This is a genomic window from Aliihoeflea aestuarii (genome assembly GCF_024105665.1).
Classification (GTDB): Bacteria; Pseudomonadota; Alphaproteobacteria; order Rhizobiales; family Rhizobiaceae; genus Aliihoeflea; species Aliihoeflea aestuarii.
Genome location: NZ_JAAAMK010000004.1, coordinates 80,516 through 106,083, shown reverse-complemented (window position 1 = coordinate 106,083; position 25,568 = coordinate 80,516). Strand labels below are relative to the sequence as shown.

General features: G+C 62.4%; 20 protein-coding genes. 13 read left to right on the top strand and 7 right to left on the bottom strand.

Annotated features, from left to right (window positions below; all coding sequences use genetic code 11):
* The first annotated feature begins 32 nt into the window (after positions 1–32).
* Together GTW25_RS10960 and GTW25_RS10955 are read left to right on the top strand one after the other, a co-directional pair.
* Entirely contained in the window at positions 33–506 is a 474-nt protein-coding gene (locus tag GTW25_RS10960; protein ID WP_252912154.1) for a CYTH domain-containing protein, read from the top strand.
* Positions 507–753: 247 nt separating this feature from the next.
* On the top strand, positions 754–1,827 hold the full coding sequence (locus GTW25_RS10955; protein WP_252912153.1) for a GGDEF domain-containing protein: 1,074 nt from the start codon (positions 754–756) through the stop codon (positions 1,825–1,827).
* Here the strand turns inward: GTW25_RS10955 and nth are convergent, their stop codons facing one another.
* Positions 1,828–2,625 carry an endonuclease III gene (gene nth, locus GTW25_RS10950; RefSeq protein WP_252912152.1) on the bottom strand — a complete coding sequence of 266 codons (798 nt, stop codon included), beginning with the start codon at positions 2,623–2,625 and terminating at the stop codon, positions 1,828–1,830.
* A gap of 22 nt (positions 2,626–2,647) precedes the next feature.
* On the opposite strand from nth, the gene GTW25_RS10945 reads away from it, so the two are divergent.
* The 4 genes from GTW25_RS10945 (at position 2,648) to GTW25_RS10930 (ending at position 6,710) form a co-directional block, all read left to right on the top strand.
* The gene (locus tag GTW25_RS10945; protein WP_252912151.1) at positions 2,648–3,133 is read left to right on the top strand and encodes a DUF2244 domain-containing protein; all 486 of its coding nucleotides are present in this window, start codon (positions 2,648–2,650) and stop codon (positions 3,131–3,133) included.
* Positions 3,134–3,209: 76 nt separating this feature from the next.
* Positions 3,210–4,088: a methylated-DNA--[protein]-cysteine S-methyltransferase gene (locus tag GTW25_RS10940; RefSeq protein ID WP_252912150.1), complete on the top strand. Its 879-nt coding sequence runs from the start codon at positions 3,210–3,212 to the stop codon at positions 4,086–4,088.
* Positions 4,089–4,171: 83 nt separating this feature from the next.
* Positions 4,172–5,068 (top strand): ribokinase, encoded by an 897-nt coding sequence (locus GTW25_RS10935; RefSeq protein ID WP_252912149.1) that lies wholly within the window; start codon positions 4,172–4,174, stop codon positions 5,066–5,068.
* A gap of 52 nt (positions 5,069–5,120) precedes the next feature.
* Positions 5,121–6,710, top strand: a complete 1,590-nt coding sequence (locus GTW25_RS10930) for a peptide chain release factor 3 (RefSeq protein WP_252912148.1) — start codon at positions 5,121–5,123, stop codon at positions 6,708–6,710.
* 51 nt (positions 6,711–6,761) lie between these two features.
* Here GTW25_RS10930 and GTW25_RS10925 read toward each other — a convergent pair whose 3' ends face one another.
* The gene (locus GTW25_RS10925) at positions 6,762–7,106 is read right to left on the bottom strand and encodes a hypothetical protein (protein WP_252912147.1); all 345 of its coding nucleotides are present in this window, start codon (positions 7,104–7,106) and stop codon (positions 6,762–6,764) included.
* Positions 7,107–7,337: 231 nt separating this feature from the next.
* Here GTW25_RS10925 and GTW25_RS10920 point away from each other — a divergent pair, with 231 nt between their 5' ends.
* The 6 genes from GTW25_RS10920 (at position 7,338) to GTW25_RS10895 (ending at position 15,535) form a co-directional block, all read left to right on the top strand.
* Complete coding sequence (locus GTW25_RS10920) at positions 7,338–8,534, top strand: OpgC family protein (RefSeq protein WP_252912146.1); 1,197 nt, start codon at positions 7,338–7,340, stop codon at positions 8,532–8,534.
* 108 nt (positions 8,535–8,642) lie between these two features.
* The gene (locus GTW25_RS10915; protein WP_252912328.1) at positions 8,643–10,292 is read left to right on the top strand and encodes an alpha/beta hydrolase; all 1,650 of its coding nucleotides are present in this window, start codon (positions 8,643–8,645) and stop codon (positions 10,290–10,292) included.
* Positions 10,293–10,361: 69 nt separating this feature from the next.
* On the top strand, positions 10,362–11,021 hold the full coding sequence (locus tag GTW25_RS10910) for a peroxiredoxin (RefSeq protein ID WP_252912145.1): 660 nt from the start codon (positions 10,362–10,364) through the stop codon (positions 11,019–11,021).
* Between the two features lie 188 nt (positions 11,022–11,209).
* Positions 11,210–12,574, top strand: coding sequence for a cytochrome ubiquinol oxidase subunit I (locus GTW25_RS10905; protein WP_252912144.1), 1,365 nt, complete (start codon positions 11,210–11,212; stop codon positions 12,572–12,574).
* 204 nt (positions 12,575–12,778) lie between these two features.
* The gene (locus tag GTW25_RS10900) at positions 12,779–13,783 is read left to right on the top strand and encodes a cytochrome d ubiquinol oxidase subunit II (protein ID WP_252912143.1); all 1,005 of its coding nucleotides are present in this window, start codon (positions 12,779–12,781) and stop codon (positions 13,781–13,783) included.
* A gap of 120 nt (positions 13,784–13,903) precedes the next feature.
* The gene (locus GTW25_RS10895; RefSeq protein ID WP_252912142.1) at positions 13,904–15,535 is read left to right on the top strand and encodes a BCCT family transporter; all 1,632 of its coding nucleotides are present in this window, start codon (positions 13,904–13,906) and stop codon (positions 15,533–15,535) included.
* Between the two features lie 70 nt (positions 15,536–15,605).
* Here GTW25_RS10895 and proX read toward each other — a convergent pair whose 3' ends face one another.
* From proX to GTW25_RS10875, 4 genes are all read right to left on the bottom strand, one after another.
* Positions 15,606–16,643 carry a glycine betaine/L-proline ABC transporter substrate-binding protein ProX gene (proX, locus tag GTW25_RS10890; RefSeq protein WP_252912141.1) on the bottom strand — a complete coding sequence of 346 codons (1,038 nt, stop codon included), beginning with the start codon at positions 16,641–16,643 and terminating at the stop codon, positions 15,606–15,608.
* 77 nt (positions 16,644–16,720) lie between these two features.
* Positions 16,721–17,641 (bottom strand): ABC transporter permease, encoded by a 921-nt coding sequence (locus GTW25_RS10885; protein WP_252912140.1) that lies wholly within the window; start codon positions 17,639–17,641, stop codon positions 16,721–16,723.
* Between the two features lie 42 nt (positions 17,642–17,683).
* Positions 17,684–18,868: a quaternary amine ABC transporter ATP-binding protein gene (locus GTW25_RS10880; RefSeq protein ID WP_252912139.1), complete on the bottom strand. Its 1,185-nt coding sequence runs from the start codon at positions 18,866–18,868 to the stop codon at positions 17,684–17,686.
* Between the two features lie 222 nt (positions 18,869–19,090).
* Entirely contained in the window at positions 19,091–22,618 is a 3,528-nt protein-coding gene (locus GTW25_RS10875) for a class I SAM-dependent DNA methyltransferase (RefSeq protein ID WP_252912138.1), read from the bottom strand.
* Positions 22,619–22,863: 245 nt separating this feature from the next.
* On the opposite strand from GTW25_RS10875, the gene lepA reads away from it, so the two are divergent.
* Complete coding sequence (lepA, locus tag GTW25_RS10870; RefSeq protein WP_252912137.1) at positions 22,864–24,672, top strand: translation elongation factor 4; 1,809 nt, start codon at positions 22,864–22,866, stop codon at positions 24,670–24,672.
* A gap of 264 nt (positions 24,673–24,936) precedes the next feature.
* On the opposite strand, the gene GTW25_RS10865 is transcribed toward lepA, so the two are convergent.
* Positions 24,937–25,521 (bottom strand): hypothetical protein, encoded by a 585-nt coding sequence (locus GTW25_RS10865; RefSeq protein ID WP_252912136.1) that lies wholly within the window; start codon positions 25,519–25,521, stop codon positions 24,937–24,939.
* Between the last annotated feature and the right edge of the window lie 47 nt (positions 25,522–25,568).

Sequence of the window (25,568 nt, the reverse complement as noted above, 5' to 3'; positions counted from 1 at the left end):
GCCATTCAACCCTTCTGTTTCTACCAACGGCAATGGCTATCGAGACCGAACGAAAATTCCTGCTCCGGTCGGATGCATGGCGCTCTCGCGCGACATCCGTAACGACGATGCGGCAGGGATATGTCGCCGCGACACCCGATCGTACGGTACGTATCCGGATTGCCGGGCCGTTGGCGTGGCTGACCTTGAAATTCGGTGGCCCGGGCCGGTCGCGGGAAGAATACGAGTATCCGATCCCGATCGCGGACGCCGAGGCGCTGCTCGTCCACGCAGCCGATTGCATCGTTAAGGATCGCCATATCGTGCCGTGGGACGGGTTCGCTTTCGAGATCGACGTCTTTCGCGGAAGATTGACGGGCCTCATCCTTGCCGAACTGGAAATCGAAACCGGTCCGTGGCCCGCTGTATTTCCCGACTGGATCGGGCGCGAGGTGACCGACGATGCGCGCTACTACAACGCGGTTTTGGCAAGAGACGGTATGCCTTCCGACATGGCTGAGCGTTGATCCGTCCTTCATGTGAAAACCGCATGAAATGAATGTCTTGACTTGCAGAGTCGGGCTCTTCTTCAGTAAAGAAGCACTCCGGCCTTTTCCGTTCAGTGAGGGTGTGCAAGTCACTTGCGGAATTCGTGTCGGGGCTTAACGAACATTTTAGTGACGCAGCGGTAGCTTCAGGTCGGGGCGTGAGATGTGCCGGCTTATCTATGCCTGAGGGGGCAGGAGGTATCGCACTTTGGGGATCGGCGGCGAGATGAAGCTTTCGGACATGCCCGAGCCGCTTGCGCCTGACCTCGGTGCGCATGTCCTCGCCCGCCTGAACCAGATGGAACTGGAGCCGATCCCGCGCAATTACGAAGTCGTCTACGAGGCGTTGAGCGGTGCCAATCCGGCGCTTGTCGACGCGATCGCGGCTCTGGGACCGGCTCCCGGCCAGGACGAATTCGACCGGATGGCGGATCTGCGTCTGGGACGCGGGCGCGGAGAGCGCATGATCGAGACGGCCCACGCGGCCATGAGCGTCAAGCTCGACGAGATTCTCGGCATCTTGAAATACGAGCGATCCTCGCGCGAGAAGTATGGCGAGCTTCTCGGCGCCACGTCGCAAGGCCTTGAATCGCGCAACGCGGTGTCGCAGGATTTCCTGCAAAAAGTGGTTTCGGTAATGTCGAACGCCACCGGCACCGCCCTCGATTCCACGCGCCGCGTCACCTCGACCATGCAGGACAAGTCGCAGGAACTCGAAGAGGTGAAGGCCGAACTCGAGGAATACAAGAAACTGTCCGAAACGGATGCCCTGACGGGCCTTGCCAACCGCCGCGCCTTCGACCGTGCCATGCAGGGCGTCTACGCCGACCGTCGCGACACCATGTTCGGCGCGCTGGTCCTGGCCGATATCGACCGTTTCAAACCCGTGAACGACAAGCACGGCCATCCGATCGGCGATCGCATCCTCCAGATCGTTTCGTCCATCCTCAAGGCGGCGATGTCCTCCAACGTGCAGGCCGCGCGCACCGGCGGCGAGGAATTCGGGATCATCGTCACGGGCATGAGCGAAAAATCCGTCGTCGAGCTCGCCGAAGAAATCCGCATCGCCGTCGAGCAGACGCCTTTCGTGAACGCCAATACGGGAACGGATTACGGCCCGATCACGCTTTCCTTCGGCGTGTGCATGGCGTCCGAGGCGAAGGGACCCGACGACCTCTACCGCAAGGCCGACCGCGCGCTCTACGCTTCGAAGAACGCCGGCCGCAACAAGGTGTCCGCGCACTCGCAGATGCAGGACGGCACCTTCACGAAGAGCTGGAAGCTCTACAGCGGCGATTGATCACGCTGGAGCTTCCGCAAGCGGTTCGATCGGGACGAGCGGCGCGGGAATGTCGGTCGTCTTTTCCTTCGCCTTGCAGATGTCGGCGATCACGCAGGCGGGGCAATCGGGCTTGCGCGCCTTGCACACATAGCGCCCGTGCAGGATGAGCCAGTGATGGGCGTGGCGCATATATTCGCCCGGAATGATGCGCACCAGAATGTCCTCGACCTCGTCGGGTGTCTTGCCGGGCGCAAGCCCGATCCGGTTGCCGATCCTCAATATGTGCGTGTCGACCGCCATTGTCGGCTGGCCGAAAGCCATGTTGAGAACGACGTTCGCGGTCTTTCGCCCGACGCCGGGAAGCTTGACGAGGTCCTCCCTATTGCCCGGCACTTCGCCGCCATGGTCGCGGATCAGCGCTTCGCAAAGCGCGATGACGTTCTTGGCCTTGTTGCGCCACAGGCCGATGGTCTTGATATAATTGCCCACCGTCTCGACGCCGAGCGCCAGCATCTTTTCCGGCGTGTCCGCGATCTGGAAGAGCGCCCGTGTCGCCTTGTTCACCCCGGCATCGGTCGCCTGCGCCGAAAGCACCACTGCGACGAGCAGCGTGAAGGCGTTGACATGCTCCAGTTCCCCTTGCGGCTCCGGCCGCTGGACATGGAACCGGCGGAATATTTCGGCGATCTCCGCACGGTTGTAGCGCGTGCGCCGCGCCGGCTTCTTCGCGGCGCGTTTCGGCCTGTCGCGCAGATTTGATGGCGCTGTCGCAGGCGCGGACGACGTAACGGCACTTTTGCTCTTGGGCTTTTCCATTGCGCCTCTATAGAATGGGCGCATGACCGAGACAAACGCTCATGAAGAGCCGTTCTTCCAGGCCCTGCTGACGCCCTATCGCTCGCTGGGGCGGACCGGCTTCATCGTGCTGATGGGCGTGCTCGTGGCTATCTGGATCGGCATGGGCGGTCTGTTCCTGTCGATGGGCGCTTGGCCCGTCTTCGGCTTTTTCGGGCTCGACGTGCTTCTGGTCTGGCTCGCTTTCCGCGCCAGCTACCGCTCCGGCCGGATGCGCGAGGAGGTGGCGGTGTCGCGCACGCGCCTCGACATTCGCAAGGTCGCGCCGTCGGGCAAGGCCGAGGCGCATTCCTTCAATCCGTTCTGGACGAAGCTTCGCATCGCGCGCCATGATGAGATCGGCATCACCGACATGGCGGTCGAGGGCGAGGGGCGGCGCGTGACGATCGGCTCTTTCCTGAACCCCAAGGATCGCGAAAGCTTCGCAACCGCCTTCGGGCAGGCGCTGGCGACCGCCAAGGGGCGTTGACTCGCAGCTTGTCAAGAATCGGGTGGCGATGGGCGAGCCCGCGCGCGATATTCGGTGCGATCAGGAGATGATTGCGATGAACGCTCACACCGCCGTCCTGCAAAAGGACATCACCCCGCAAGGGGCCGATTACGAAATCGTCCGCCGGGCGATCGAGAAGATCAGCCTCGACTATCGCACCCAGCCCTCGCTCGAAGATTTGGCCGCCGAGGTGGGAGAAACGCCGCTCGGCCTGCAAAAGCTCTTCACCCGCTGGGCGGGCCTCAGCCCCAAGGCTTTCCTGCAGGCCGTCACGCTCGACCATGCCCGCCGCCTCCTCGACGAGGGCCTGCCGCTGCTCGACGCGTCCTATGAGGTCGGCATGTCCGGCCCCGGCCGCCTGCACGATCTGTTCGTCACCCACGAGGCGATGTCGCCGGGCGACTACAAGACCCGCGGGGCGGGCCTGACGATCCGCTATGGCTGGCACATCTCGCCCTTCGGCGTCGCCCTGATCATGGTGACGGATCGCGGGCTGGCTGGCCTGTCCTTCAACGATGCGGGCCATGAGAAAGAGGCCTTCGCCGATATGTCGGGCCGCTGGCCGAACGCGGATTTCGTCGAGGACATGGCGGCGACCGCGCCCTATGCGGCCCGCATCTTCGACCCCGCACGCTGGCGCGAAGACGAGCCCTTGCGGGTGGTACTGATCGGTACGGACTTTCAGGTCAGCGTCTGGGAGGCGCTTTTGAAGATTCCGATGAACCGGGCACGGACCTATTCGCAGATCGCGGGCGAGATCGGCCGGCCGAAGGCGAGCCGGGCTGTCGGCGCGGCGATCGGCGCGAATCCGGTTTCCTTCGTCGTGCCGTGCCATCGCGCGCTGGGCAAGTCCGGAGCTCTAACCGGGTATCATTGGGGGCTGACGCGCAAGCGCGCCATCCTCGGCTGGGAGGCGGGACAAACGGCGGCTTGACGCGTTTTTCGCTGTCGTGGAACCCGCAAAGGCTCTAGAGGCTTTGTCACCGAAGGGACGCGTTCAAGGACAGAGCCACTTTCATGATTACTGTGATCGGTTCGATCAATCTCGACCTCGTGGCGACGGTCGCCGCACTGCCCAATCCGGGGGAAACCGTGCCGGGCAAGGCCTTCGGCACGACGCCCGGCGGCAAGGGCGCCAATCAGGCGCTGGCGGTGAAGCGGGCAGGCGCTGAGGTTCACCTCGTTGGCGCCGTCGGCGACGATCCGTTTGCCGAAGAGGCGCTGGCATGTCTGCGCGAGGGCCTCGTCGATCTTTCGGGCGTGCGCGAATCCCATGCCACGACCGGAACGGCGAGCATCCTCGTCGGTGGTGACGGCGAGAACATGATCGCGGTGGTGCCGGGCGCCAACGGCACGCTGGTTCCCGGTGACGTCAAGAACGCCCATCTGGAAAAGGGCGACCACCTTCTTCTCCAGCACGAAATCCCGTTGCGAACCGTCGAGGCGGCATTGAAGGAAGCGAAGGCCGTCGGTGCGGTTTCGATCCTCAACACCGCGCCGTTTCGTCCCGAGGCGGCCGCCTTCCTGCATCTGGCCGACTACGTCGTCGCCAACGAATACGAGTTCGACGCCTATGCGAAGCTCAAGGGCATCGATGGAGGCGACCGCGAGGCGGCCATGCGCAGGCTTGCGGATGAAACCGGCTCCACGATCATCGTCACGCTGGGTGCCGAAGGCGTCGTCGCGGCCGTGCAGGGCGACATGCTCAAAGCCGACGGGCTGAAAATCGAACCGGTCGACACGGTCGGCGCGGGCGATACCTTCTGCGGCTATCTTGCGGCGGCGCTTGGCGACGGCCTGAAGCTCGAAGACGCGTTGCGCCGCGCCGCCGTCGCCGGCTCGCTCGCCTGTCTGAAGCCCGGCGCGCAGCCGTCGATCCCGCACGCAAAGGATGTTGACGCGGCGCTGGGCTAGCACTCGCCGTCATGTCTTGCTAGAAGCCGGGCAACCGAACCGGATTCCTGACATGGCCGAGAAAATCGAAGAGGCGGTCGCCCGCCGCCGCACATTTGCGATCATCGCGCACCCCGACGCGGGCAAGACGACGCTGACGGAAAAGCTGCTGCTGTTCGGCGGCGCGATCCAGCTTGCCGGTGAGGTCAAGGCCAAGAAGGACAAGATCCAGACCCGTTCGGACTGGATGAAGATCGAGCGCGAGCGCGGCATTTCGGTCGTCACCTCGGTAATGACGTTCGAATATGGCGACCACGTCTTCAATCTTCTCGACACGCCCGGTCACGAGGACTTCGCCGACGACACCTATCGCACGCTGTCCGCCGTCGACAGCGCCGTCATGGTCATCGACGCGGCCAAGGGTATCGAGCCGCGGACCTTGAAGCTGTTCGAGGTCTGCCGCCTGCGCGACATCCCCATCGTCACCTTCGTCAACAAGATGGATCGCGAGGCACGCGACACATTCGAGATTCTCGACGAGATCGAGGAAAAGCTGGCGCTCGACACCGCACCGATCACATGGCCGATCGGCAGCGGCAAGAATTTCGCCGGAACCTATCATCTCGCCGACAACGCGGTTCGCCATGGCGACGCAGATCTCGAATGGGCGAAGGTCAACGGACCGGATTCCAACCGCGTCGCCGGCAAACTGCCGGAGAACGAGCGCGAAGCCTTCATCGAGGAACTCGACCTTGCCCGTGAGGCCTGCCGACCGTTTGATGAGAAGGCGTTCCGCGAAGGGCATATGACGCCGGTCTTCTTCGGCTCGGCGCTGCGCAATTTCGGCGTGCGCGACCTGATTGAGGCGCTGGGCGCATGGGCTCCGCAACCGCGCGCGCAGGAGGCGGATTCGCGCCGCGTCGATGCGACCGAAGCGAAGATGACCTCGTTCGTCTTCAAGATACAGGCGAACATGGATCCGAACCACCGCGACCGCATCGCCTTCGTGCGCGTGTGCTCGGGCACGCTGGAGCGGGGCATGAAGGCCAAGCTGGTGCGCACCGGCAAGCAGATGAGCCTGTCGGCCCCGCAATTCTTCTTCGCCAAGAGCCGCATCACCGCCGACGAGGCCTTTGCCGGCGACGTGGTCGGCATCCCGAACCACGGCACGCTGCGCATCGGCGATACGCTCACCGAAGGCGAGGAACTTCTGTTCCGGGGCGTGCCGAACTTCGCGCCGGAAATCCTGCGCCGCGTGCGCCTCGGCGATCCGATGAAGGCGAAGAAGCTGAAAGAGGCGTTGCAGCAGATGGCCGAGGAGGGCGTCGTCCAGCTCTTCCTGCCCGAAGACGGCTCACCGGCCATGGTCGGCGTCGTCGGCGCGCTACAACTCGACGTTCTAAAGGAACGGCTGTCGGCGGAATACTCGCTGCCCGTCGATTTCGAAATGGCCCGCTTCACCGTCTGCCGTTGGATCACGGCGGACAAGACCGAACTTCAGCGCTTCATGGATGCGCACAAGGGCGACATCGCCCGCGATCTCGACGGCGATCCGGTGTTCCTTGCCCCGCACGAATTCGGGCTGAACTACGAGGCCGACCGCTGGAAAGGCGTCACCTTCGCCGCGGTGAAGGATTATCAGGTCCGCGACAAGGCGGCCTGAGGCCAATCGGAGGCGACCCGTGCGAAACGCGCCGCCTCCGATATGAAAACCTTACGAGGAAAGCGCTTCCTGGCATGCCTGTGCCAGCGCGCGGTTCGGGCGTTCTTCGTTGATCGGCGTCGCCCATCCAGCCCTTTCGACGATTGCGCGGCGGCCGCTGGCCCTTGCGTCCTTCAGTTCGGCGAGCACGACCGATGCTTCCGGGTCGTTTTCCGCGCGCGCCAGGCAATGCGGGATGAGCGCCGCGACGACGGCGTCGTTCGATGCGCTGTTCGCCATGGTCTGCGCGGTGCTCGCCGTGACCCAGCCACCCCATGAAAATCCCACGATTGCGAGAGCGATCGCGCCGCCTGCGGCGCCGCCGAGGGCTGGCTTAACCCATTCTGGAAATTGCATTTTCTTCCCCTTTGATTCGCCGCACCCGTGCACGACACCAAAAACGTAGCACGAAATGTAACATATCGAAATAAATTGCGAGTGATCTTGCGGGATCGGGCACGGTCTTTGCGTGACTCGTGGCAACCATTCGTGACGCTTCGCGTTGGCGAATTACAGTAGTTTGCGGCCCAAGGTCCGCCGGCAGCAGCTGATGGACCCGACAATGAAAACAGCGAGAGTGATTATCGAGTGAGACGCCTCGACATTATCGATGGAATGCGAGGCTATTTTCTCGTTTTCATGCTCATCAATCATCTGGTTTTTGTGGGCGGATACTGGTTGGTCGAAATCAACCATCGTCAACTTGCCTTCGTCGAGGATGCACAGGGCTTCGTCTTCCTGTCCGGTCTCCTGATCGGGCTGGTCTATGCGCGCAAGATGCTCAAATACGGCCGCTGGGAGGGATCGAAGAAAGTCTATTCCCGCGCGTTCGAGCTTTATCGCTATGCGATGGGGCTGGTGATCGCGGTGCTTCTGGCCCGCATGGTTCTGCCGGGCGGCTATGAGGCGTGGTGGAACTGGCTCGGCGACACGAGCTTTTCCGATCCGACGCGCCTCGTCGCGGTCGCGACCTTCATCTTCCAGCCGACCTTCATGGATATCCTGCCGCAATATACGGTCTACATGCTGATTGCGCCTCTAGTGATCTGGCTGGTGATCCAGGGCAAATGGGCGACGGTTCTGGTCGCTTCCTTCATCGCTTGGATGGCGGCGCAGCTTGGCCTCCAGACGATCGTCACCGAACCGCTCAACCAGCTTTTCATGGGCACCGACGATCAGGGCGTGCGCGTTTCCTTCAACATGCTCGGCTGGCAGGTCATCTTCTTTTCCGCCGTCGTGCTCGGCACATTGACCGCGCAGGACAAGATCGACTGGGACTACTGGTTGTCGCCGAAACGCCGGCTTTTGCCCAAGGCCGCACTCGCCTTCGTCGTCTTCTTCGTTCCGTTGAGAGTCGCGACGGCGCATGGCCTGATGCCGGATTTCATGATCGGCAAATTCGCCACCATGGAGATCCGCGCCGATTTCGGCCCCGTCTATCTCGTCAATTTCCTGGCCGTCGCCTATGGCGTCGCATGGCTCGTCGTGGCCGGGCCCGCCCACGAAAACCGCATCGTGCGGGCCGTCGGCAATGTCTTCAACTGGGTCTTCACGCTGCGCTTCCTCCAGCTTCTCGGTCGCCACTCGCTGCATGTCTATGTCTGGCATGTCGTGATCGTATACGCTGTCTACTATGTCGATCAGCGCACGCCGGAGCTTTCGCAGCTGACCAAGACGGTCATCGCGCTGGTCTCGATCGCGCTGCTGGCGCTTCCCGCGATATGGCGGGAGCGCGACCGCTTCTTCGAGGATGGCCGCCTCTTGCCGGGCTGGTTTGCGCGATAGGTGTTTAGCCCCGCATAAGCTGATGGACGAACCGCCCCCACCGATGGCAATAAGGTCGCGAGAGATCGGTGAGGCGGAAAAGTGCAAAGGATCGTCGCGGGCAGGTTGATGCGGATGGGGCGGTCCTTCTGCTCCGTCGGCGTGCTGATCGGCACGCTGCTGTTCGCCTTTTCTCTGACGCCGAGCCTCCTGCCGCGTTCCTACCAGCTTCAGGGGCTGCTTTCCGGCTGTTCCTTCGCGGCGGGATACGGCATCGGCGTCTTCCTGCGCTGGCTGTGGGTCTATATGGGCCTGCCGCCGTTTTCGCTTCTCGTGGAGCGGCTGACGAAATGGTCGGCAGCGGCGATCTGCGGCGTCGTCGTCGCGATCTTTCTGTGGAAGGCGTCTGAGTGGCAGAACTCCATCCGCCTGCCGATGGGGCTGGAGCCGGTCGAGACGGGCCGGCCGCTCGAAGTCGGCGGCATCGCGTTCGCCGTCTTCTTCGTCATCCTCATGGTGGCGCGTCTTTTCTCCCTGATACGCACCGTCTCGTCGGGCCGCATGAAGCGGCATATCCCGCCGCGCATCGCAAACGTCCTGGGCGTCGCCGTCGCCGCGATCCTGTTCTTCTCGGTCGTCGACGGCGTCGTCTTCCGCTACGGCCTGCGCGCGGCCGACACCTCGTTCCGCCAGCTCGACGCGCTGATCCAGACCGATCTTGCCCGCCCAGCCGATCCGCTCAAGACCGGCAGCGAAGCCTCGCTGGTCAACTGGAACGAGCTTGGCCGCATGGGACGCCGCTTCGTTGGCGAAGGGCCGACAGGCCGCGATATTTCGGCCTTCACCGGCAGGCAGGCGGAAGAGCCGCTGCGCGTCTATGTCGGGCTCAACTCGGCCGAGACCCACGCCGAGCGCGCGCGGCTGGCGCTTGCCGAGATGATCCGCGTCGGCGCGTTCGACCGCGAGATCGTGGTTCTCGTCACACCCACCGGCACCGGATGGATCGATCCGGCGGCCATGGACACGCTGGAATATCTCCACGATGGCGACATCGCGTCGGTGGCGGTTCAATATTCCTACCTTACGAGCTGGCTTTCCTTGCTGATCGAGCCTGGCTACGGCGCTGAAACCGCGCGCGCGATCTTCGCCGAGGTCTATCGCTACTGGAGTTCGCTGCCCGACAATGCGCGTCCGCGTCTCTATCTCCATGGCCTCAGCCTCGGCGCGCTGAACTCCGACCTCTCGGTCGATCTCTTCGACATCGTCGGCGATCCGTTCCAGGGCGCGCTGTGGAGCGGCCCGCCCTATTCGACACCCACATGGCGGCGCGCGATGGACGATCGTCAGCCCGGCTCGCCGGCCTGGCTACCGCGCTTCGGCGACGGGTCCGTCATCCGCTTCACCAACCAGCACGACCGGCTCGACGACGGTTTCGCGCAATGGGGGCCGATGCGCATCGTCTATCTGCAATATGGCAGCGACCCCGTCACCTTCTTCCAGCCGTCCTCGATCTACCGTGAGCCCGACTGGATGAGTGGCGAGCGCGCCCCGGACGTGTCGCCCGCCTTGCGCTGGACGCCGGTCGTCACCCTTTTGCAGCTCGGCCTCGACATGGCGCTGGCGACGACGACGCCGATCGGCTTCGGCCATGTCTACGCGCCCGAGGATTATATCGACGCCTGGATATCGCTGACCGAGCCGGATGGGTGGCAGGAGAACGATGTTGCGCGTTTGAAGGATCATTTCGCCGATCGACCGCGCCCCGAAGGCGCAGACTGAAAAATCCATCCTTGCCGTCGGGCACCCCGCTTCTCATATTTCCCCCAACCACAACGAAGGGAATGTCACATGAGCCTGCGCATCAATCAGACCGCCCCGGACTTCACCGCCGAGACGACGCAAGGCACGATCAATTTCCACGAATGGATCGGTGATGGCTGGGCCGTGCTCTTCTCGCACCCGAAAAATTTCACGCCGGTCTGCACGACCGAGCTCGGCACCATGGCCGGCATCGCGCCCGAATTCGACAAGCGCGGCGTCAAGATCATCGGCATCTCGGTCGATCCGGTTTCCGACCACGGCAAGTGGAAGGAAGACATCAAGATCGCGACCGGCCATTCGGTCGACTATCCGCTGATCGGCGACAAGGACCTGAAGATCGCCAAGCTCTACGATATGCTGCCGGACGATGCGGGCGACAGTTCCGATGGCCGCACCCCGGCCGACAATGCGACGGTGCGCTCCGTCTACGTCATCGGACCGGACAAGAAGATCAAGCTGATCCTCACCTATCCGATGACGACCGGTCGCAACTTCGACGAGATCCTGCGCGCGATCGATTCCATCCAGTTGACGGCCAAGCATCAGGTGGCGACGCCCGCCAACTGGAAGCAGGGCGAAGACGTGATCATCACCGCCGCCGTGTCCAACGACGACGCGAAGAAGCGCTTCGGCGACTACGAGACCGTGCTCCCCTATCTGCGCAAGACGAAACAGCCCGGCGCCTGATCGGCGGCGACCGAGTGAACGAAGGCCGGCATCGATGCCGGCCTTTTTCATTCGCGCCCGGTCGGGCCGGTCCTGCGCCGTCCAAAATGCCGCAGCGCGACATCGCGCCCCTGTGACAGCCCGGCGCTTTGACCCGCGGCGCTCATGGCCTATGTTCTTTTCACCAACAGTTGAAGGAACTGTGCGTCATGGATCCGCTCATTTTATCCCGGATGCAGTTTGCCGCGAACATCTCGTTCCACATCCTGTTCCCGACGATCACCATCGCGCTCGGCTGGGTCCTTCTTTTCTTCAAGCTGCAATTCAACCGCACAGGCGACCACGCCTGGATGAAAGCCTATTTCTTCTGGGTGAAGGTCTTCGCGCTGTCCTTTGCCCTCGGCGTCGTCTCCGGCGTCACGATGAGCTTTCAGTTCGGCACCAACTGGCCAGGCTTCATGGAAACGGTCGGCAATATTGCCGGTCCGTTGCTCGCCTACGAGGTGCTGACGGCGTTCTTCCTTGAGGCCGTCTTCCTCGGCATCATGCTGTTCGGTTTCCGCCGCGTGTCGAACCGCGTCCACACGGTTGCGACCTTCCTCGTCGCCTTCGGCACCACCATGTCGGCCGTCTGGATTCTTGCCTTGAATTCGTGGATGCAGACGCCCGCCGGTTTCGAGATGCGCGACGGCGTGGCGCATGCGACCAACTGGTTCGAGATCGTTTTGAACCCGTCCTTCCCCTACCGCCTGACGCATATGCTGATCGCGTCCGGCCTCACCGTGGCGTTCCTGATCGCCGGTCTCTCGGCACTTCGCTATATCAAGGGCGACCGATCCGCCTCGATGTTCAAGGCGCTGAAGACGGGCGTCTATATGGGCGCGATCCTGATCCCGGTGCAGATCTTCGTCGGCGATCTTCATGGTCTCAACACGCTCGAGCACCAACCGCAGAAGATCGCGGCGATGGAAGCGAACTGGGAGACGCGTCCCAACGTCCCGCTGGTGCTCTTTGCCTGGCCCGACGAGGACGCACGCGAGAACCGTTTCGAGATCGCGGTCCCGAACGGCGCGAGCCTGATCCTGAAACATTCGATCGACGGGGTCGTCCCCGGCCTCAACGATTTCGAGGGCGAGCATCCGCCCGTCGCCCCGGTCTTCTTCGGCTTCCGCATCATGGTCGGTATCGGCATGCTGATGCTGGCAAGCTCCTGGGTCGGCAGCTACTACCTCTACCGTCGCGGGAAGCTGCCGATGCCGATGGCCTACGTCTTCGCCGGAATGGCGTTTTCCGGCTGGATCGCGACGCTCGCCGGCTGGTACACGACCGAGATCGGCCGCCAGCCTTGGCTGGTTTCGGGTGTGCTTACCACCGCCGACGCCGTCGCCCGCGACGTGCCCGGCACCCATGTTGCGTTGACGCTGACGATCTACGTGCTTCTCTATCTGACGCTCATGATCGTCTATCTTGGCGTCCTCACCCATCTGGCGCTGAAAGCCGGCAAGGAAGGCGACGACGAGCCCGATCCCGCCGTCGAGGACGAACCGCTGTCGCAGCCGGTGGCGGGGGAGTAGGATGTCTCGCGCCGCTCCTCACTGGCCTGCCGGCCATCTCTCCCCTGAGGGGAGAGAGCCGCTGGCATCGAGGTCTGCTAAAATCATCTTCGTTGCAGGAGCGATCGCGTGGCTGACGCGTGTCCTCTCTCCCCTCAGGGGAGAGATGGCCGGCAGGCCAGTGAGGGGGCTGCGACATGGCCGTTTCGATTGGGGACGAATCTGATGACCATCGACTGGCATGTCGCAATGCCTCTCATCTTCGCCGGTCTCATGGGGCTGTCGATCCTGATCTACGTCATCCTCGACGGGTTCGATCTGGGCATCGGCATCCTGTTCGCCGTCGCGACCGACGACGAGCGCGACACGATGATCAATTCGATCGGGCCGTTCTGGGATGCGAACGAGACGTGGCTTGTGCTTGCAGTCGGGCTTTTGCTCGTGGCGTTTCCCGTCGCGCACGGCATCATACTGACCTCGCTCTACCTCCCGGTCTTCGTGCTTCTGCTCGGCTTGATCATTCGCGGCGTGGCGTTCGATTTTCGCGCGAAGGTGCCGGTACATCGCAAGCGCCGCTGGAATTTCCTGTTCTTTGCCGGCTCGCTCACGGCGTCGCTCGCGCAGGGCTACATGCTCGGCGTCTATGTGCTGGGCCTCGACCGCGACCTCGCTTCCTTCGGGTTCGGCGCGCTGGTGGCGCTGTGTCTTGCGGCCTCCTACGCTGCGATGGGCGCGGCTTGGCTGATCTACAAGACGGAAGGGGAATTGCAGCGCAAGGCCGTGAAATTCCTGCGTCTGGCGCTGGCCTTCACCGCCGTCGGCATGGTCGCCGTGTCGCTGGCAACGCCCTTCGCCTCGACGCGCATCTTCGAAAAATGGTTCACCTGGCCCGAAATCATGTGGCTTGCGCCGTTGCCCATCATTACGGGCGCGATGTTCGTATGGCTCTGGTTTCTGACATTCCGCCTGCCCTACAAGGAGGACGAGCACTCGATCACGCCGTTCCTGACGCTCGCCGGCATTTTCACGCTCGGCTTTGCGGGGCTGGCCTACTCCTTCTATCCCTATGTCGTGCCGGAGCGCATGACGATCTGGGAGGCCGCATCCGCGCCCGAAAGCCTCGCGATCATCCTCGTGGGAACCTGCTTCGTGCTGCCGACCATCATCGGCTACTCGATCTTTGCGTACCGGGTCTTCGGCGGCAAAGCGACGGAACTGACCTACGACTGATCGACGGCGGAACCATCACCGTTCCGCCACATTAACCCCCCGGTCGGCGCGTCCGTTGGAGGGACGGGTGCGTCAGAATTCAAGCTAGTCGGGGCATCCGCTCCGGGGGACATCGTTTTCATGACAGATAAAGTCGCGACCAGGCGCCTGGGGCCGTTTTCCCATGTGAGCGTCCCGGTCTTTTCCGTTTCGGCGCTTCTGATCGTCGGTTTCATCATCTTCGGCGCGATATTTCCCGAGACGGCGGGAGCGGTATTCTCGGGCGCTCAGTCGGGAATCGCCGACTATTTCGGCTGGTTTTTGATCATCGTCACCAACATGGCCGTGGTTCTGAGTCTCTATCTGGCGCTGGGACCCTACGGTTCGGTTCGCCTGGGCGCTCAGACGGAAAGAGCGCAATACGGCCTGTTTTCGTGGATAGCGATGATGTTTTCGGCCGGCATCGGCATCGGCCTCATCTACTGGGGCGTTGCAGAGCCGCTCACCCATTTCTACGATTCGCCGCTTCAGGAACCCGAAAGCGTCGCCGCGGCCGAGCAGGCCATGGTTCTAACCTTCCTGCACTGGGGCTTTCACGGCTGGGCGATCTATTGCGTCGTCGGCTGTTCACTCGCCTATTTCCACTATCGCAAGGGGCTGCCGCTTTCGATCCGTTCGGCGCTCTACCCGATCATCGGCGAGCGCATCTATGGTCCGTGGGGGCATGCGGTCGATATTCTCGCTGTCTTCGGGACCATGTTCGGCGTCGTCACCTCGCTCGGACTTGGCGTCATGCAGATCAATTCGGGCCTCACCACGTTGTTCGGCATCGGTGACAATGTGTATGTCCAGATCCTGCTGATCGCTTTCATCACGCTGCTGGCGACCGTTTCGGTGATGCTCGGTCTCGATGCCGGCATCAAACGCCTATCGAATTTCAACATCCAGCTTTCGTTCGCACTTCTGGGCTTCGTGGTGATCTTCGGCCCCACCTTGTTCATCTTCGATTCGTTCGTCGAAAATATGGGCAACTACATCAATGAGTTCGTCTATTTCTCCTTCTGGTCGGAAGCCTATTCAGGGACCAACTGGCAGGTCGACTGGACGATCTTCTACTGGGCGTGGTGGATTTCGTGGTCGCCTTTCGTCGGCATCTTCATCGCGCGTATTTCGCGAGGCCGCACGATTCGCGAATTCACGCTCGGCGTGCTGTTTGTTCCGGCCACGATCATGTTCTTCTGGTTTACTGCCTTTGGCGGTGTAGCGATCAACATGGAGTTGGCAGGCAATCCCGGCCTGATCGAGGTGACACGCGAAGCTTATGGAAACGCGATCTTTCGTCTGATGGACTTTTATCCGCTTACGAGCGTGATCACAGGCCTGCTGATTGTCATGATCGTCATGTGGTTCGTCACGTCATCCGACAGCGCGAGTTTCGTCATCGACATGCTGACGGCCGGCGGCGAGGCTGATCCACCGAAGATTCAGCGCATGTTCTGGGCGATCAGCGAGGGCGCCATCGCGGCGGTATTGCTGCTTGCCGGTGGGCTGTCGGCCTTGCAGGCGGCGGCCGTCGTGGCAGGCTTCCCCTTCGCCTTCGTCATTCTGGTGATGATGTACGGCCTCCTGCGCGGCCTCTCGCGCGACCAACTCGTCCTCTACCGCTATGAGCAATGGTACGAGACCGAAAAGGAAGCCGAGACGAACCTGCCGAAAGCCTATGTCGGCGAAGACGCGCTCGGCGGCCCGCCGGCAATGGCCAAGGGCGACTGATCACGACGAAGATCGCAATGAAAAAGGCGGGCCATAAGACCCGCCTTTTCCTATTCGCTGTCGCAATCGCTTACGACGCGTTGCGCGCCTCTTCGAGCCATGCGTCGACGGCCTCGCGGTTGTTCTCGATCCACTCGGCGGCGTGGCGGGAAACGTCTTCCGCCGAGCCTTCGCCGTCGTTCATCAACGCGTTCTGCGCGAAGATGTCGGTAACCGGGATCGAGGCGCCTTCCAGAACCGCGCGGACGGCAGGGTTTTCTTCGAGAAACGCAGAGTTGGCGACCGGCTGGATGTCGTTGGCCGGGAAGCCGAGCATGCACGGATCGTTGACGCAGCCTTCCACGCCTTCAAGCGTCGCGGCGTCGGCGAGATCCATGATCTCCTCGGGCAGGTTGACCTCCGGCACCTCGATCCACACCACGTCCTCGCCCGGAACGAGAGCGTCGACGGTCCAGTTCGGCGTCCAGGTGTAGAACAGGATCGGCTCGCCCGCCTCATGCGCGGCGATCGCGTCGGCCATCGATGCCGAGTAGCTCGCCTTGATCGGGTTGACGTGGTCGCGCAACTCGTACGCGTCAAGATGGTGTTCGATGTTGAGTTCGCAGCCCCAGCCGGGAGGGCAGGCGACCATGTCGGCAAGCCCGTCGCCGTCGCGGTCGAAGGCTTCCTTGACCTCGTCGCGCTTGAAGTCCTCCAGCGAGGTGATGCCGAACTCGTCGGCGGCCGCCTTCGAGACGAGGTAGCCTTCCAGTGCGCCGCCCTCGGCGACAGCGCCGATCACTTCGGCCGAACCCTCGATCGTCGGCAGATAGGTGTTGTGCAGCGGGAACCAGCCGCTCACCCAAAGGTCGACGTCGCCCTGCGCGACGGCCTGATAGAAGAGCGGGTTGTCGAGCGAGGTCGGGCCGTCGACCGTGTAGCCGAGTTCCTCGAGGACCTGCTTGTAGACCTCGGTTTCGAACCAGGCCGTGTCCCAGGTGGGCTGTGCCATGCGCACCGTGGTGCCTTCGCCGGGATTGTCCTGTGCGCTGGCCACGATCGGCGTTGCCGCGAGCACGGCGGCCGAGGCGCTGGCGATGAGCAGTTTCTTGAAGGTGGATGTCTTCATGGTCGAAATCTCCCTTGGTGTCTTATGTTGCCTGCGGTCAAACAGGGTTTGTGAAGCGGTCCGCGGACCGGCCCGCTTCAGGCCTCGCCGGCGCGGGTCTGCCGTGCCGGCGAGAAGAGGTTGAGAAGCGTCGCCTTGAGCGAAGTCTTCTTCATGCGGCCGGGCTCGCCCAGCGCCTGTGTGATGCGGTCGAGGATGATCGCCAAAAGCACGATCCCGACGCCGCCGGCGGTTGCGTTGCCGACGTCGAGACGGCCAAGGCCGGTGAAGACGGTAAGTCCGAGCCCGCCCGCGCCGATCAGCGCGGCGATGACGACCATCGACAGCGCCAGCATCAGCGTCTGGTTGAGGCCGGCCATGATGGTGTTGAGCGCCAGCGGGAACTGGACGTCCCACAGCATCTGCCAGCGCGTCGAACCGAAGGAACGCGCGGCCTCGACGAGGTCTTCGCGCACATTGCGGATGCCCAGATTGGTCAGGCGGATGATGGGCGGAATGGCGAAGATGATCGTCGCGATGATGCCCGGCACGACGCCGACGCCGAACAGCATGACGATCGGCACGAGATAGACGAAGGACGGGATCGTCTGCATGATGTCGAGCACCGGCCGCAGGAATGCCTGGAACCGGTTGCTGCCGGCGGCGATGATGCCGAGCGGCACGCCGATGATTGTGCAGAACAACACGGCCGTCACAACCATCGACAGCGTCGTCATCGTCTCACGCCACAGCCCGATCATGTCGATGAATGCAAGCGCGACGAGCGTGAAGAGCGCGACGCCGCGCCCGGCCGTGCGCCAGGCGATGGCGGCGAGAATCGCGGTGAACACCAGCATCGGCATGGCGTTGAGCAGGGTGTCGAGCCCGTTCAGCACCTGCGTGATCGGCCATTGCAGCGAGCGGAAGAACGGCCGGAAGTTCGGCACCAGGAACTCGCGCACGAAGCTGTTGACCCAGTCTGCGAGCGGGATGGTGAGAATGTCGGCGGGGCTGAACACGCGCGCCTCCTGTTTGATCGTAAATTCGGGCGGGCGCGGCGGTCAGGCCGCGGCCGGTGCAGCCAGCTTGGCGAATACGTCCTGCGGCGCGACGACGCCGACGAGTTCGCCCTTCCGGTCGGTAATGGCAATCGGCAGGCCGGTTTCGGCGAGCCCGTAAAGGTCGAAAAGCTGTGTCGAGCGGGTCGTCGCCGGAAAATCGGCGATCATCGCGCCCTTGAGCGCGCCTCCATTTTTGCGAACGGATGCCGAAAGGTCGCGATAGGCGACGATGCCGACCGGCCTGCCGTCTTCGACGACATGCAGCGCGTCGCGGCCAAGGGTTTCCATGCGCGCCATCGCCGTCTCGGCGGTGTCGGCGGCAAGGTCGAGCGCTTCGGCCGGAACCATCACGGTTCCTGCGGTGAAAACGCGTGCGCGGTCGATATCGGCGGTGAAGGCGGCGACATAATCGTCGGCCGGGTTCGCGACGATGTCCTCGGCGGTGCCCACCTGCACGAAGCGGCCGTCCTTCATGATGGCGATCTTGTCGCCGAGGATCAGCGCCTCGTTGAGATCGTGGGTGATGAAGATGATGGTCTTCTTCAGGGCGCGCTGGAGTTCGAGGAGTTCGTCCTGCATGTCGCGGCGGATGAGCGGATCGAGCGCGGAGAAAGGCTCGTCCATCAGAAGGATTTCGGCCTCGGAGGCGAGCCCGCGTGCAAGGCCCACGCGCTGCTGCATGCCGCCGGACAATTCGTCCGGGTAGCTGTCGGCATAGGCCCTGAGACTCACCTGCGCGAGCGCGTCTTCCGCCTTGGCGCGTCGCTCGTCGGCCCCGATGCCCTTGATCTTCAGCCCGTAGGCGACGTTGTCGGCCACGCTCATATGTGGAAACAGCGCGAAGTGCTGGAACACCATGGCGATCTTGGATCGACGCACGTCCCGCATCGTCTTGGCCGAGCAATCGGCGACGTCCGTGCCGTCGATCAGCATCTCGCCGGAGGTCGGCGTGACCAGCCCGTTGATCATGCGCACGAGCGTGGATTTTCCCGAACCCGAGAGCCCCATTACCACGAAAATCTGGCCTTCGCCGACGGTAAAGGAAGCATCCTGCACGCCGATCGTGTTGCCCGTCGCCTCGAAAATCTCTTCCTTGCTCTTTCCGCCGCTCAACAGTTCGAGAGCTTTCTTCGGTTCGTTGCCGAAGACTTTGAAAATCGATTTCGCTTCAACTTTGATATTCATGCGCGATTGTCGGCTCAAATCCCAGGTCGGATGTAAATGGAAAAATCAAGACCGATCCCACCGCGCTTATTTTGAAAATAGCGGCGGAAAATGGTCTTGTTCATGACTTATGAAAGGCGAACCTAGAGCACGCGTCCGGATACGACAACCCTTGTCGCAGCCATTCGATTCATTTTATGCCGCGCCGTCTTGACTCTTACGTTGCGGCATAAGCGGCGCTTTTCATGCGGCCAACCGCTCGCGCTCGCGCGTCCGGAACTGGCCGTCCGGCAGCGCAACGATATGGCCGAAGCGGGCCAGCGCGCCGAGCAATTGTTCGACCTTCGGCTCGATCCGCTTTCCGCCGCGCTTGAAGGCCCGCGCGATTTCCGCCGCCCGCATCGGCGCACTATTCGCCGCGAGCACATCGGCGACGGCGAGGATCTGTTCCTCGCGCCGGTTCGGAAATGCGGGCAGTCCGCGATCGATCGAAACGACGCTTGCCGCCAGCGGCAGTTCCTCCGCCCGCTCCGTCTTTGCTTTGCCGAAGCGCGGTTCCTGATAATCCGGCCGCAACCAGCGCACATGGCCCCGCGCCTCTTCCCGCGCCCGCTCGGCATTGAGCGCGACGAGCCGCGCGAGAATCTCACCGTCCTCCATCTCCGTCGCCCAGCCATAGGCCTCCGCCGTCAGCCGGTCGATCGTCTCGTGAAGCTCTTTCAGGATCAGCACGAGCCCGCGCGTTTTGATGTCTTCTTCCTTGGCGGTGAGCACCGGTTCGCCAACGCCATGCTCGTCGCCAATTCCATTTCCGCCACGGCCAGCCATCGAAGGCGGGGCTGCCCCGTCGATGCTGGCGGTTCCTCCCCCGTTCACGGGGGTGCGCGAAGCGGTGGAGGAAGCGCCCGCTTTGATCTTCTCAAGCACATTGTAGAGCCCGGTCATGGTCAGGTCCGGATGCTCTTCGAGAACCCGCTTTCGCGTCGCATCCAGTTCCTCGCCGGCCGCGCGCAAGGCGGCGCGAAGGGCAGGGGACGGGTCAGGGAAGGGAAACGGATCGAAGCAACGGGATTTGGAGTAGCGAGGTCGATCCTCCAGCGTGCCGCCCGCTTCGAGAGCCCATGTGCGATGAATACGGCTCGTCAGGATGGCGAGATGCGCGGGGTCATCCGATGCAATGACGACGATCATGTTGTCGGCGAGGATATTCGCGTCAAGAAACTGAAAAACGCGATGCTTTGTGGTTTCGACCGTTGCGATGTACTGCGTGAGGTTTTCGAGAGCCGGTCGCAAATCCTTTCTTGGTTCTCCGAAAATCCACCAGCTATCGCGGTAGCTTGCACGGTTGTTGCGATCTCGCTCAGGTTTCACATGTTGAAGCAAATGCTGATAAACTGAAGGAAAGCTGTTTCGTGCGCCCACGGCGCTATACCCGAGCAGGTCTATCGCCATCAGGTTGCGTGATTGCGCTGTCAGATCGCGCCCATTCCGATATGGCCGGATGTGCCGCTCCAAGCCGGGAACGCTGTTCAGCCCAAGATGCCTCGCTTCGTTTTCGGTCACAGTGAAACCGGTCCCGTGCAGCTTAACGCCCGGTGACGCGAGTTCTGAAGACGCGATGAGCCTATTTGCGGCCCCCACGTTTGCACCGATTGTTAGGTCCGCATTTATCAAACCACCCAGAACGGCAAAGCCAATGATTGGCTCATCCGAATCCAGCCCACTCTCCGACATCGTCTCCAGCAAAACCCCATCACGCTTCCCCGCCTCGCACACCGTCATCGCAATTCGCACGGCCGCGCTGTCCTTCGTCGCTTTCGTCCACGGGTGATCCGGAATGGCATAAATCAGGCTGATCGGCTTCTTCGCCGACAGATGCCGTTCGATGGTTCGCCGCTGGAAGACCTGGCTGATCGAGTTCGTCGTCACCAGCCCGAACCGGCGCAGCACTGTTCCCTTGCGCGTCAGAAGCTCGGCGGCCCGGTCCCACCAATACATGACGAAATCCGCGCTCTCGTTCATATGGCGATGCGCCTTCCACAGCGTCTCGACATAGTCCGACCCCAGCCTTGCGCGCAAATCCTTGCCGCCGATAAACGGCGGATTGCCGACGATGAACTCCGCTTCCGGCCAGTCGGGGCGGCGCGGGTTGTCGAAGCACCTTTCAGTGCGTCCGTCTTTCTCCTCTTCGTCCCATGCCAGGACCGCGTCATACCCGTCCTTGCTGCCGAAATTGATGTTCCGAAACGCGCGCAGGATCGGCTCGCCCGGATGCCCGCTATGGGTGCGATAGTGCTCCTGCAGAAAGCCGATCCAGATGACCAGTTCGGCGATTGCGGCCGCGCGGGGGTTGAGTTCCAGCCCGAGAAACTGTCCCGGCCCGACCGTTTCCGCGTCAAGGCCGAGCAGCCCCGTCTCGCCGTGGTCGGCCAAGGCTTCCAGCACCTCGCCTTCCAGCGTCTTCATCAATTGCAGGCACACATAGAGAAAATTGCCGGTGCCACAGGCCGGATCGAGCACGCGCGTGGTGCACAGCCTGTGGTGAAACGCACGCAGGATCGCCGCCGCGCCGCGCTCGTTGCCGGCGTGCTTCTCGCCGTCGGCCTGTTTCAGCGCCCGTCGCCAGTCGGCGCGCAGCGGCTCCATCACCGTCGCTTCCACCAGCCGCACGACATAGGCGCGAGGCGTGTAATGCGCGCCGAGCTTGCGCCGCTCGGTCGGCTCCAGCGCCTGTTCCAGAAGCGTGCCGAAGATCGCCGGATCGACCTCGGTCCATTTGTGCTTCGCCGCCGCCAGGAGTTCGCCGATCTCTTCGGCCTCGAGCGGAAAAGCGTGTGCATTGCGATAGAGATTGCCATTGAAGTGGCGCAGATGCGTGCGGAAATAGGAGAAGAACCGCTTCTCCTCGGACGGCTCGTCCATCTTCGACCATAGCTCTTCGAGCAACGGCACCAGCGTGCGCGGTGACGATCTGCACTCGTCCAGAAGCCGAGTGAACTCGCCCTTGGGCAGCAAGTCCACGTCCTCCGCGAACATACAGAAGATGCAGCGCATGACGAAGAGCGCCACGTCCTGCGGGGCGTAGCCCTTTTCCAGCGACCGGCTGACTTCGGCAAGCCGGCCGGCAATGGCGCGGGTGACGCGGGCGCTTTCGCGTGCCGGATCGAGGCTGGCGGGGGCCGTCCAGATCGCGGCCAGCAGCGTGCGAACCTCCTCGCGCCGCAAATCCTCCAGATAGATTCGAAACCCCTTGCGCCCGCGAAACTGCGAATAGGCGCGGCCCGTGCCGGTGAAATCGGCATAGATTTCGAAGGCGTGGCCGACATCGCAGGTGATGAGGAACGGCGGCGCGGGATGACTGGCGTCGAGCAGGAAAACGTAGTCCTCCGCCTGCTTGCGCGCCGCCGCCATCATCGCGTCCCAGTTGCGCGCCGCCCCGCGCCGGCCCGTCGTACCGCGATCGATATCGGGCAAAGACAATTGCGCGGGCAGGGCGTTCTTCCCACCCGGCAGGCGCGACTGCTTGGCTTCGAGAATGAAGCAGCCCTTCTTGTAGAGGTCGATCCGCAGCGTGGAATTTACCGGGTCGCTCTCGCGCCGCCGCACGGCCCGCTCGAACACATAGTCGTTGCGCTCGCGCTCAGCCCCCGCCGGCTCGGGCCTCGGCACCCCGATCACGTCGCAGAACTCGGCGAGGAACATCTGGTAGTTCGCCCGTTCGGCCCCGCCTTCGCGCGTCGTCCACCGCGCAATGAAAGCCTCCGCTTCCATGTCCGCCCCCAATCTGCGGACATGCAAAGGCATCCAGGCGCGGCGTTGCCTGCCAGCCCGTCAAATTGCCCCTCACGCCCGGTCCCTCTCAACGAGGCAACCTTGGCGGGTGACAAATCAGAAATCAATCAAAAGTTGTTAATATAAAATAAATAAACTTATGGTTGCGTCGCGTTGTTCCGGATTTTTGATCGACCTGCAAATCCGGTTTCCGTTTGCGCGGCGATGCTTTATAGGCCCAGCGCATGAGCACGCCCCTTTCCAAAATCCGCAATTTCTCCATCGTCGCCCACATCGACCACGGCAAGTCGACTCTGGCCGATCGCCTGATCCAGATGACCGGTTCCCTCGAGGTCCGGGAGATGAAGGAACAGGTGCTCGACGCCATGGACATCGAGCGTGAGCGCGGCATCACCATCAAGGCGAACACCGTCCGCCTCGAATATGATGCGAAGGACGGCGAGCACTACGTCCTGAACCTGATCGATACGCCTGGCCATGTCGATTTCGCCTATGAGGTGTCGCGTTCGCTTCGCGCGTGCGAAGGCTCTCTGCTCGTCGTCGACGCGAGCCAGGGCGTCGAGGCGCAGACGCTGGCCAACGTCTATCAGGCCATCGACGCCGACCACGAGATCGTCGTCGTCCTGAACAAGGTTGACCTGCCCGCCGCCGAGCCCGAGCGCGTGAAGGAACAGGTCGAGGAGGTGATCGGCCTCGACGCATCCGACGCGGTGATGATCTCGGCCAAGACGGGCCTTGGCATCGGCGACGTGCTCGAAGCCATCGTCACCAAGCTGCCCGCCCCGAAGGAAGGCGACGCGAACGCACCGCTCAAGGCCATGCTGGTCGATAGCTGGTACGACAGCTATCTCGGCGTCATCGTTCTGGTCCGCGTCATTGATGGCAGGCTCAGGAAGGGCCAGCAGATCCGCATGATGGGCACGGGCGCGAAATACTCCGTCGACCGTGTCGGCGTCATCACGCCCAAGATGGTCATGGTCGAGGACCTCGGTCCCGGCGAGATCGGCTTCATCACCGGCTCGATCAAGGAAGTGGCGGATACGCGCGTCGGCGATACGATCACCGAAGACAAGAAGCCCACCGCCAACGCCTTGGCCGGCTTCAAGCCGGCGCAGCCGGTGGTCTTCTGCGGCCTCTTCCCCGTCGACGCGGCCGATTTCGAGGATCTGCGCGCCGCCATGGGCAAGCTGCGTTTGAACGACGCCAGTTTCTCATTTGAAATGGAAACCTCGGCCGCGCTCGGCTTCGGCTTTCGCTGCGGCTTCCTCGGCCTCCTGCACCTCGAAATCATTCAGGAGCGGCTGGAGCGCGAGTTCGACCTCGACCTGATCGCGACGGCCCCGTCGGTCGTCTACAAGCTCAACATGAACGACGGCAAGGTGATCGAGCTTCACAACCCTGCCGACATGCCAGACGTGGTGCGGATCGCCACGATCGAGGAGCCGTGGATCAGGGCGACGATCCTGACGCCTGACGACTATCTCGGCTCGATCCTGAAACTGTGCCAGGAGCGGCGCGGCATTCAGGTCGATTTGAGCTATGTCGGCAAGCGCGCCATGGTCACTTACGATCTGCCGCTGAACGAGGTCGTGTTCGACTTCTACGACCGCCTGAAATCCATCTCGAAGGGCTACGCCTCCTTCGACTACCAGCTCTCCGAATATCGCGAGGGCGATCTGGTCAAAATGTCGATCCTCGTCAATGACGAACCGGTCGACGCCCTGTCGATGCTCGTCCACCGCCAGGCCGCCGAAAAGCGCGGCCGCGCCATGTGCGAAAAGCTCAAGGATTTGATCCCCAAGCACATGTTCAAGATCCCGATCCAGGCGGCGATCGGCGGCAAGGTCATCGCCCGCGAGACGATCTCGGCGCTGCGCAAGGACGTGACCGCCAAGTGCTACGGCGGCGACGTGACCCGCAAGCGCAAGCTTCTGGAAAAGCAGAAGGAAGGCAAAAAGCGCATGCGCCAATTCGGCAAGGTGGAGATTCCGCAAGCCGCGTTCATCGAGGCGCTGAAGATGGGGGATGGATAAAGGCGCTGCTAATCTCCTCCTTAAGGGGGAGATGTCCGGTAGGATCGTGGGGCCTTGTCCTGTTGGCATCTCCACGCTTGAGCAAACATTACGCATAGACCCGGTGGATCTAAGCGAACGAAAGTCGGGGCGGGAACTGGCGGAGCCAGTGGCCCCCGCGTCCTAGTGGCTGTGGCGCCAGTTCCTCGCACAAGCGAAAGAGGAGAGAGGTGTCACGCGCAGCATGACGGAGGGCGCGCCTCATGCGCTACGTGAAAGGGTTACTCAACCGTCCTCCAACGCTCGTCGCTCTTTAAGCAACTCCGCATACCGGCGTAAGAAAACGGCTTCCTCGTTACCGCGCGGAGGATGCTCTTCGGCCCGAAACGAGTGTGCTCGAAGAACATCCAGAATACGAAAACCTCGTGGATCGTAGTTGGGTAGAGCCTGACCCATCACCCAATGGCCGATGCGGGCCGCTTCTTCGCGAAGCTCCGGATGCTCAGAAAAATATGGGTAGATGAGCCGAAAACTCCCATCGGCCATTTGCACCGAGAACAGATTTTCGATTTTTACAGTACAGCCGAATTGCTCAATAACGTGACGAGCCTTTACGCTTCGGCTGAGAACCTGGAACGGTTCATTTATCCAGCGACGGCGTTCATTCCACCAATCGAGAAAGCCTTCTGTCAAAAGTGGATAGAGCCTACGCTTTCGACTGTTCGCCATGATACGGCCCGTAGTCAACGCCGGCAGGTCGCCTTCGCCGCGCGCATGCAGTTTTGCGTCAGACCAGAAGGCTGTGTGAAAGTCACCGCCTCCCGAATCCTCGCTTGCTGGGCGGCGATCTTCGGAAATGTCACGCTTCAAGGCCGCCCGACGTCTACGGTCGTCTAAATACATCGACGACAAAAGTT

Bases quoted from the DNA above. Each gene is read 5' to 3' on its own strand.
- GTW25_RS10960 (WP_252912154.1), top strand. From the start codon at position 33: ATGGCTATCGAGACCGAACGAAAATTCCTGCTCCGGTCGGATGCATGG.
- GTW25_RS10955 (WP_252912153.1), top strand. From the start codon at position 754: ATGAAGCTTTCGGACATGCCCGAGCCGCTTGCGCCTGACCTCGGTGCG.
- nth (WP_252912152.1), bottom strand. From the start codon at position 2,625: ATGGAAAAGCCCAAGAGCAAAAGTGCCGTTACGTCGTCCGCGCCTGCG.
- GTW25_RS10945 (WP_252912151.1), top strand. From the start codon at position 2,648: ATGACCGAGACAAACGCTCATGAAGAGCCGTTCTTCCAGGCCCTGCTG.
- GTW25_RS10940 (WP_252912150.1), top strand. From the start codon at position 3,210: ATGAACGCTCACACCGCCGTCCTGCAAAAGGACATCACCCCGCAAGGG.
- GTW25_RS10935 (WP_252912149.1), top strand. From the start codon at position 4,172: ATGATTACTGTGATCGGTTCGATCAATCTCGACCTCGTGGCGACGGTC.
- GTW25_RS10930 (WP_252912148.1), top strand. From the start codon at position 5,121: ATGGCCGAGAAAATCGAAGAGGCGGTCGCCCGCCGCCGCACATTTGCG.
- GTW25_RS10925 (WP_252912147.1), bottom strand. From the start codon at position 7,106: ATGCAATTTCCAGAATGGGTTAAGCCAGCCCTCGGCGGCGCCGCAGGC.
- GTW25_RS10915 (WP_252912328.1), top strand. From the start codon at position 8,643: ATGCGGATGGGGCGGTCCTTCTGCTCCGTCGGCGTGCTGATCGGCACG.
- GTW25_RS10910 (WP_252912145.1), top strand. From the start codon at position 10,362: ATGAGCCTGCGCATCAATCAGACCGCCCCGGACTTCACCGCCGAGACG.
- GTW25_RS10905 (WP_252912144.1), top strand. From the start codon at position 11,210: ATGGATCCGCTCATTTTATCCCGGATGCAGTTTGCCGCGAACATCTCG.
- GTW25_RS10900 (WP_252912143.1), top strand. From the start codon at position 12,779: ATGACCATCGACTGGCATGTCGCAATGCCTCTCATCTTCGCCGGTCTC.
- GTW25_RS10895 (WP_252912142.1), top strand. From the start codon at position 13,904: ATGACAGATAAAGTCGCGACCAGGCGCCTGGGGCCGTTTTCCCATGTG.
- proX (WP_252912141.1), bottom strand. From the start codon at position 16,643: ATGAAGACATCCACCTTCAAGAAACTGCTCATCGCCAGCGCCTCGGCC.
- GTW25_RS10880 (WP_252912139.1), bottom strand. From the start codon at position 18,868: ATGAATATCAAAGTTGAAGCGAAATCGATTTTCAAAGTCTTCGGCAAC.
- GTW25_RS10875 (WP_252912138.1), bottom strand. From the start codon at position 22,618: ATGGAAGCGGAGGCTTTCATTGCGCGGTGGACGACGCGCGAAGGCGGG.
- lepA (WP_252912137.1), top strand. From the start codon at position 22,864: ATGAGCACGCCCCTTTCCAAAATCCGCAATTTCTCCATCGTCGCCCAC.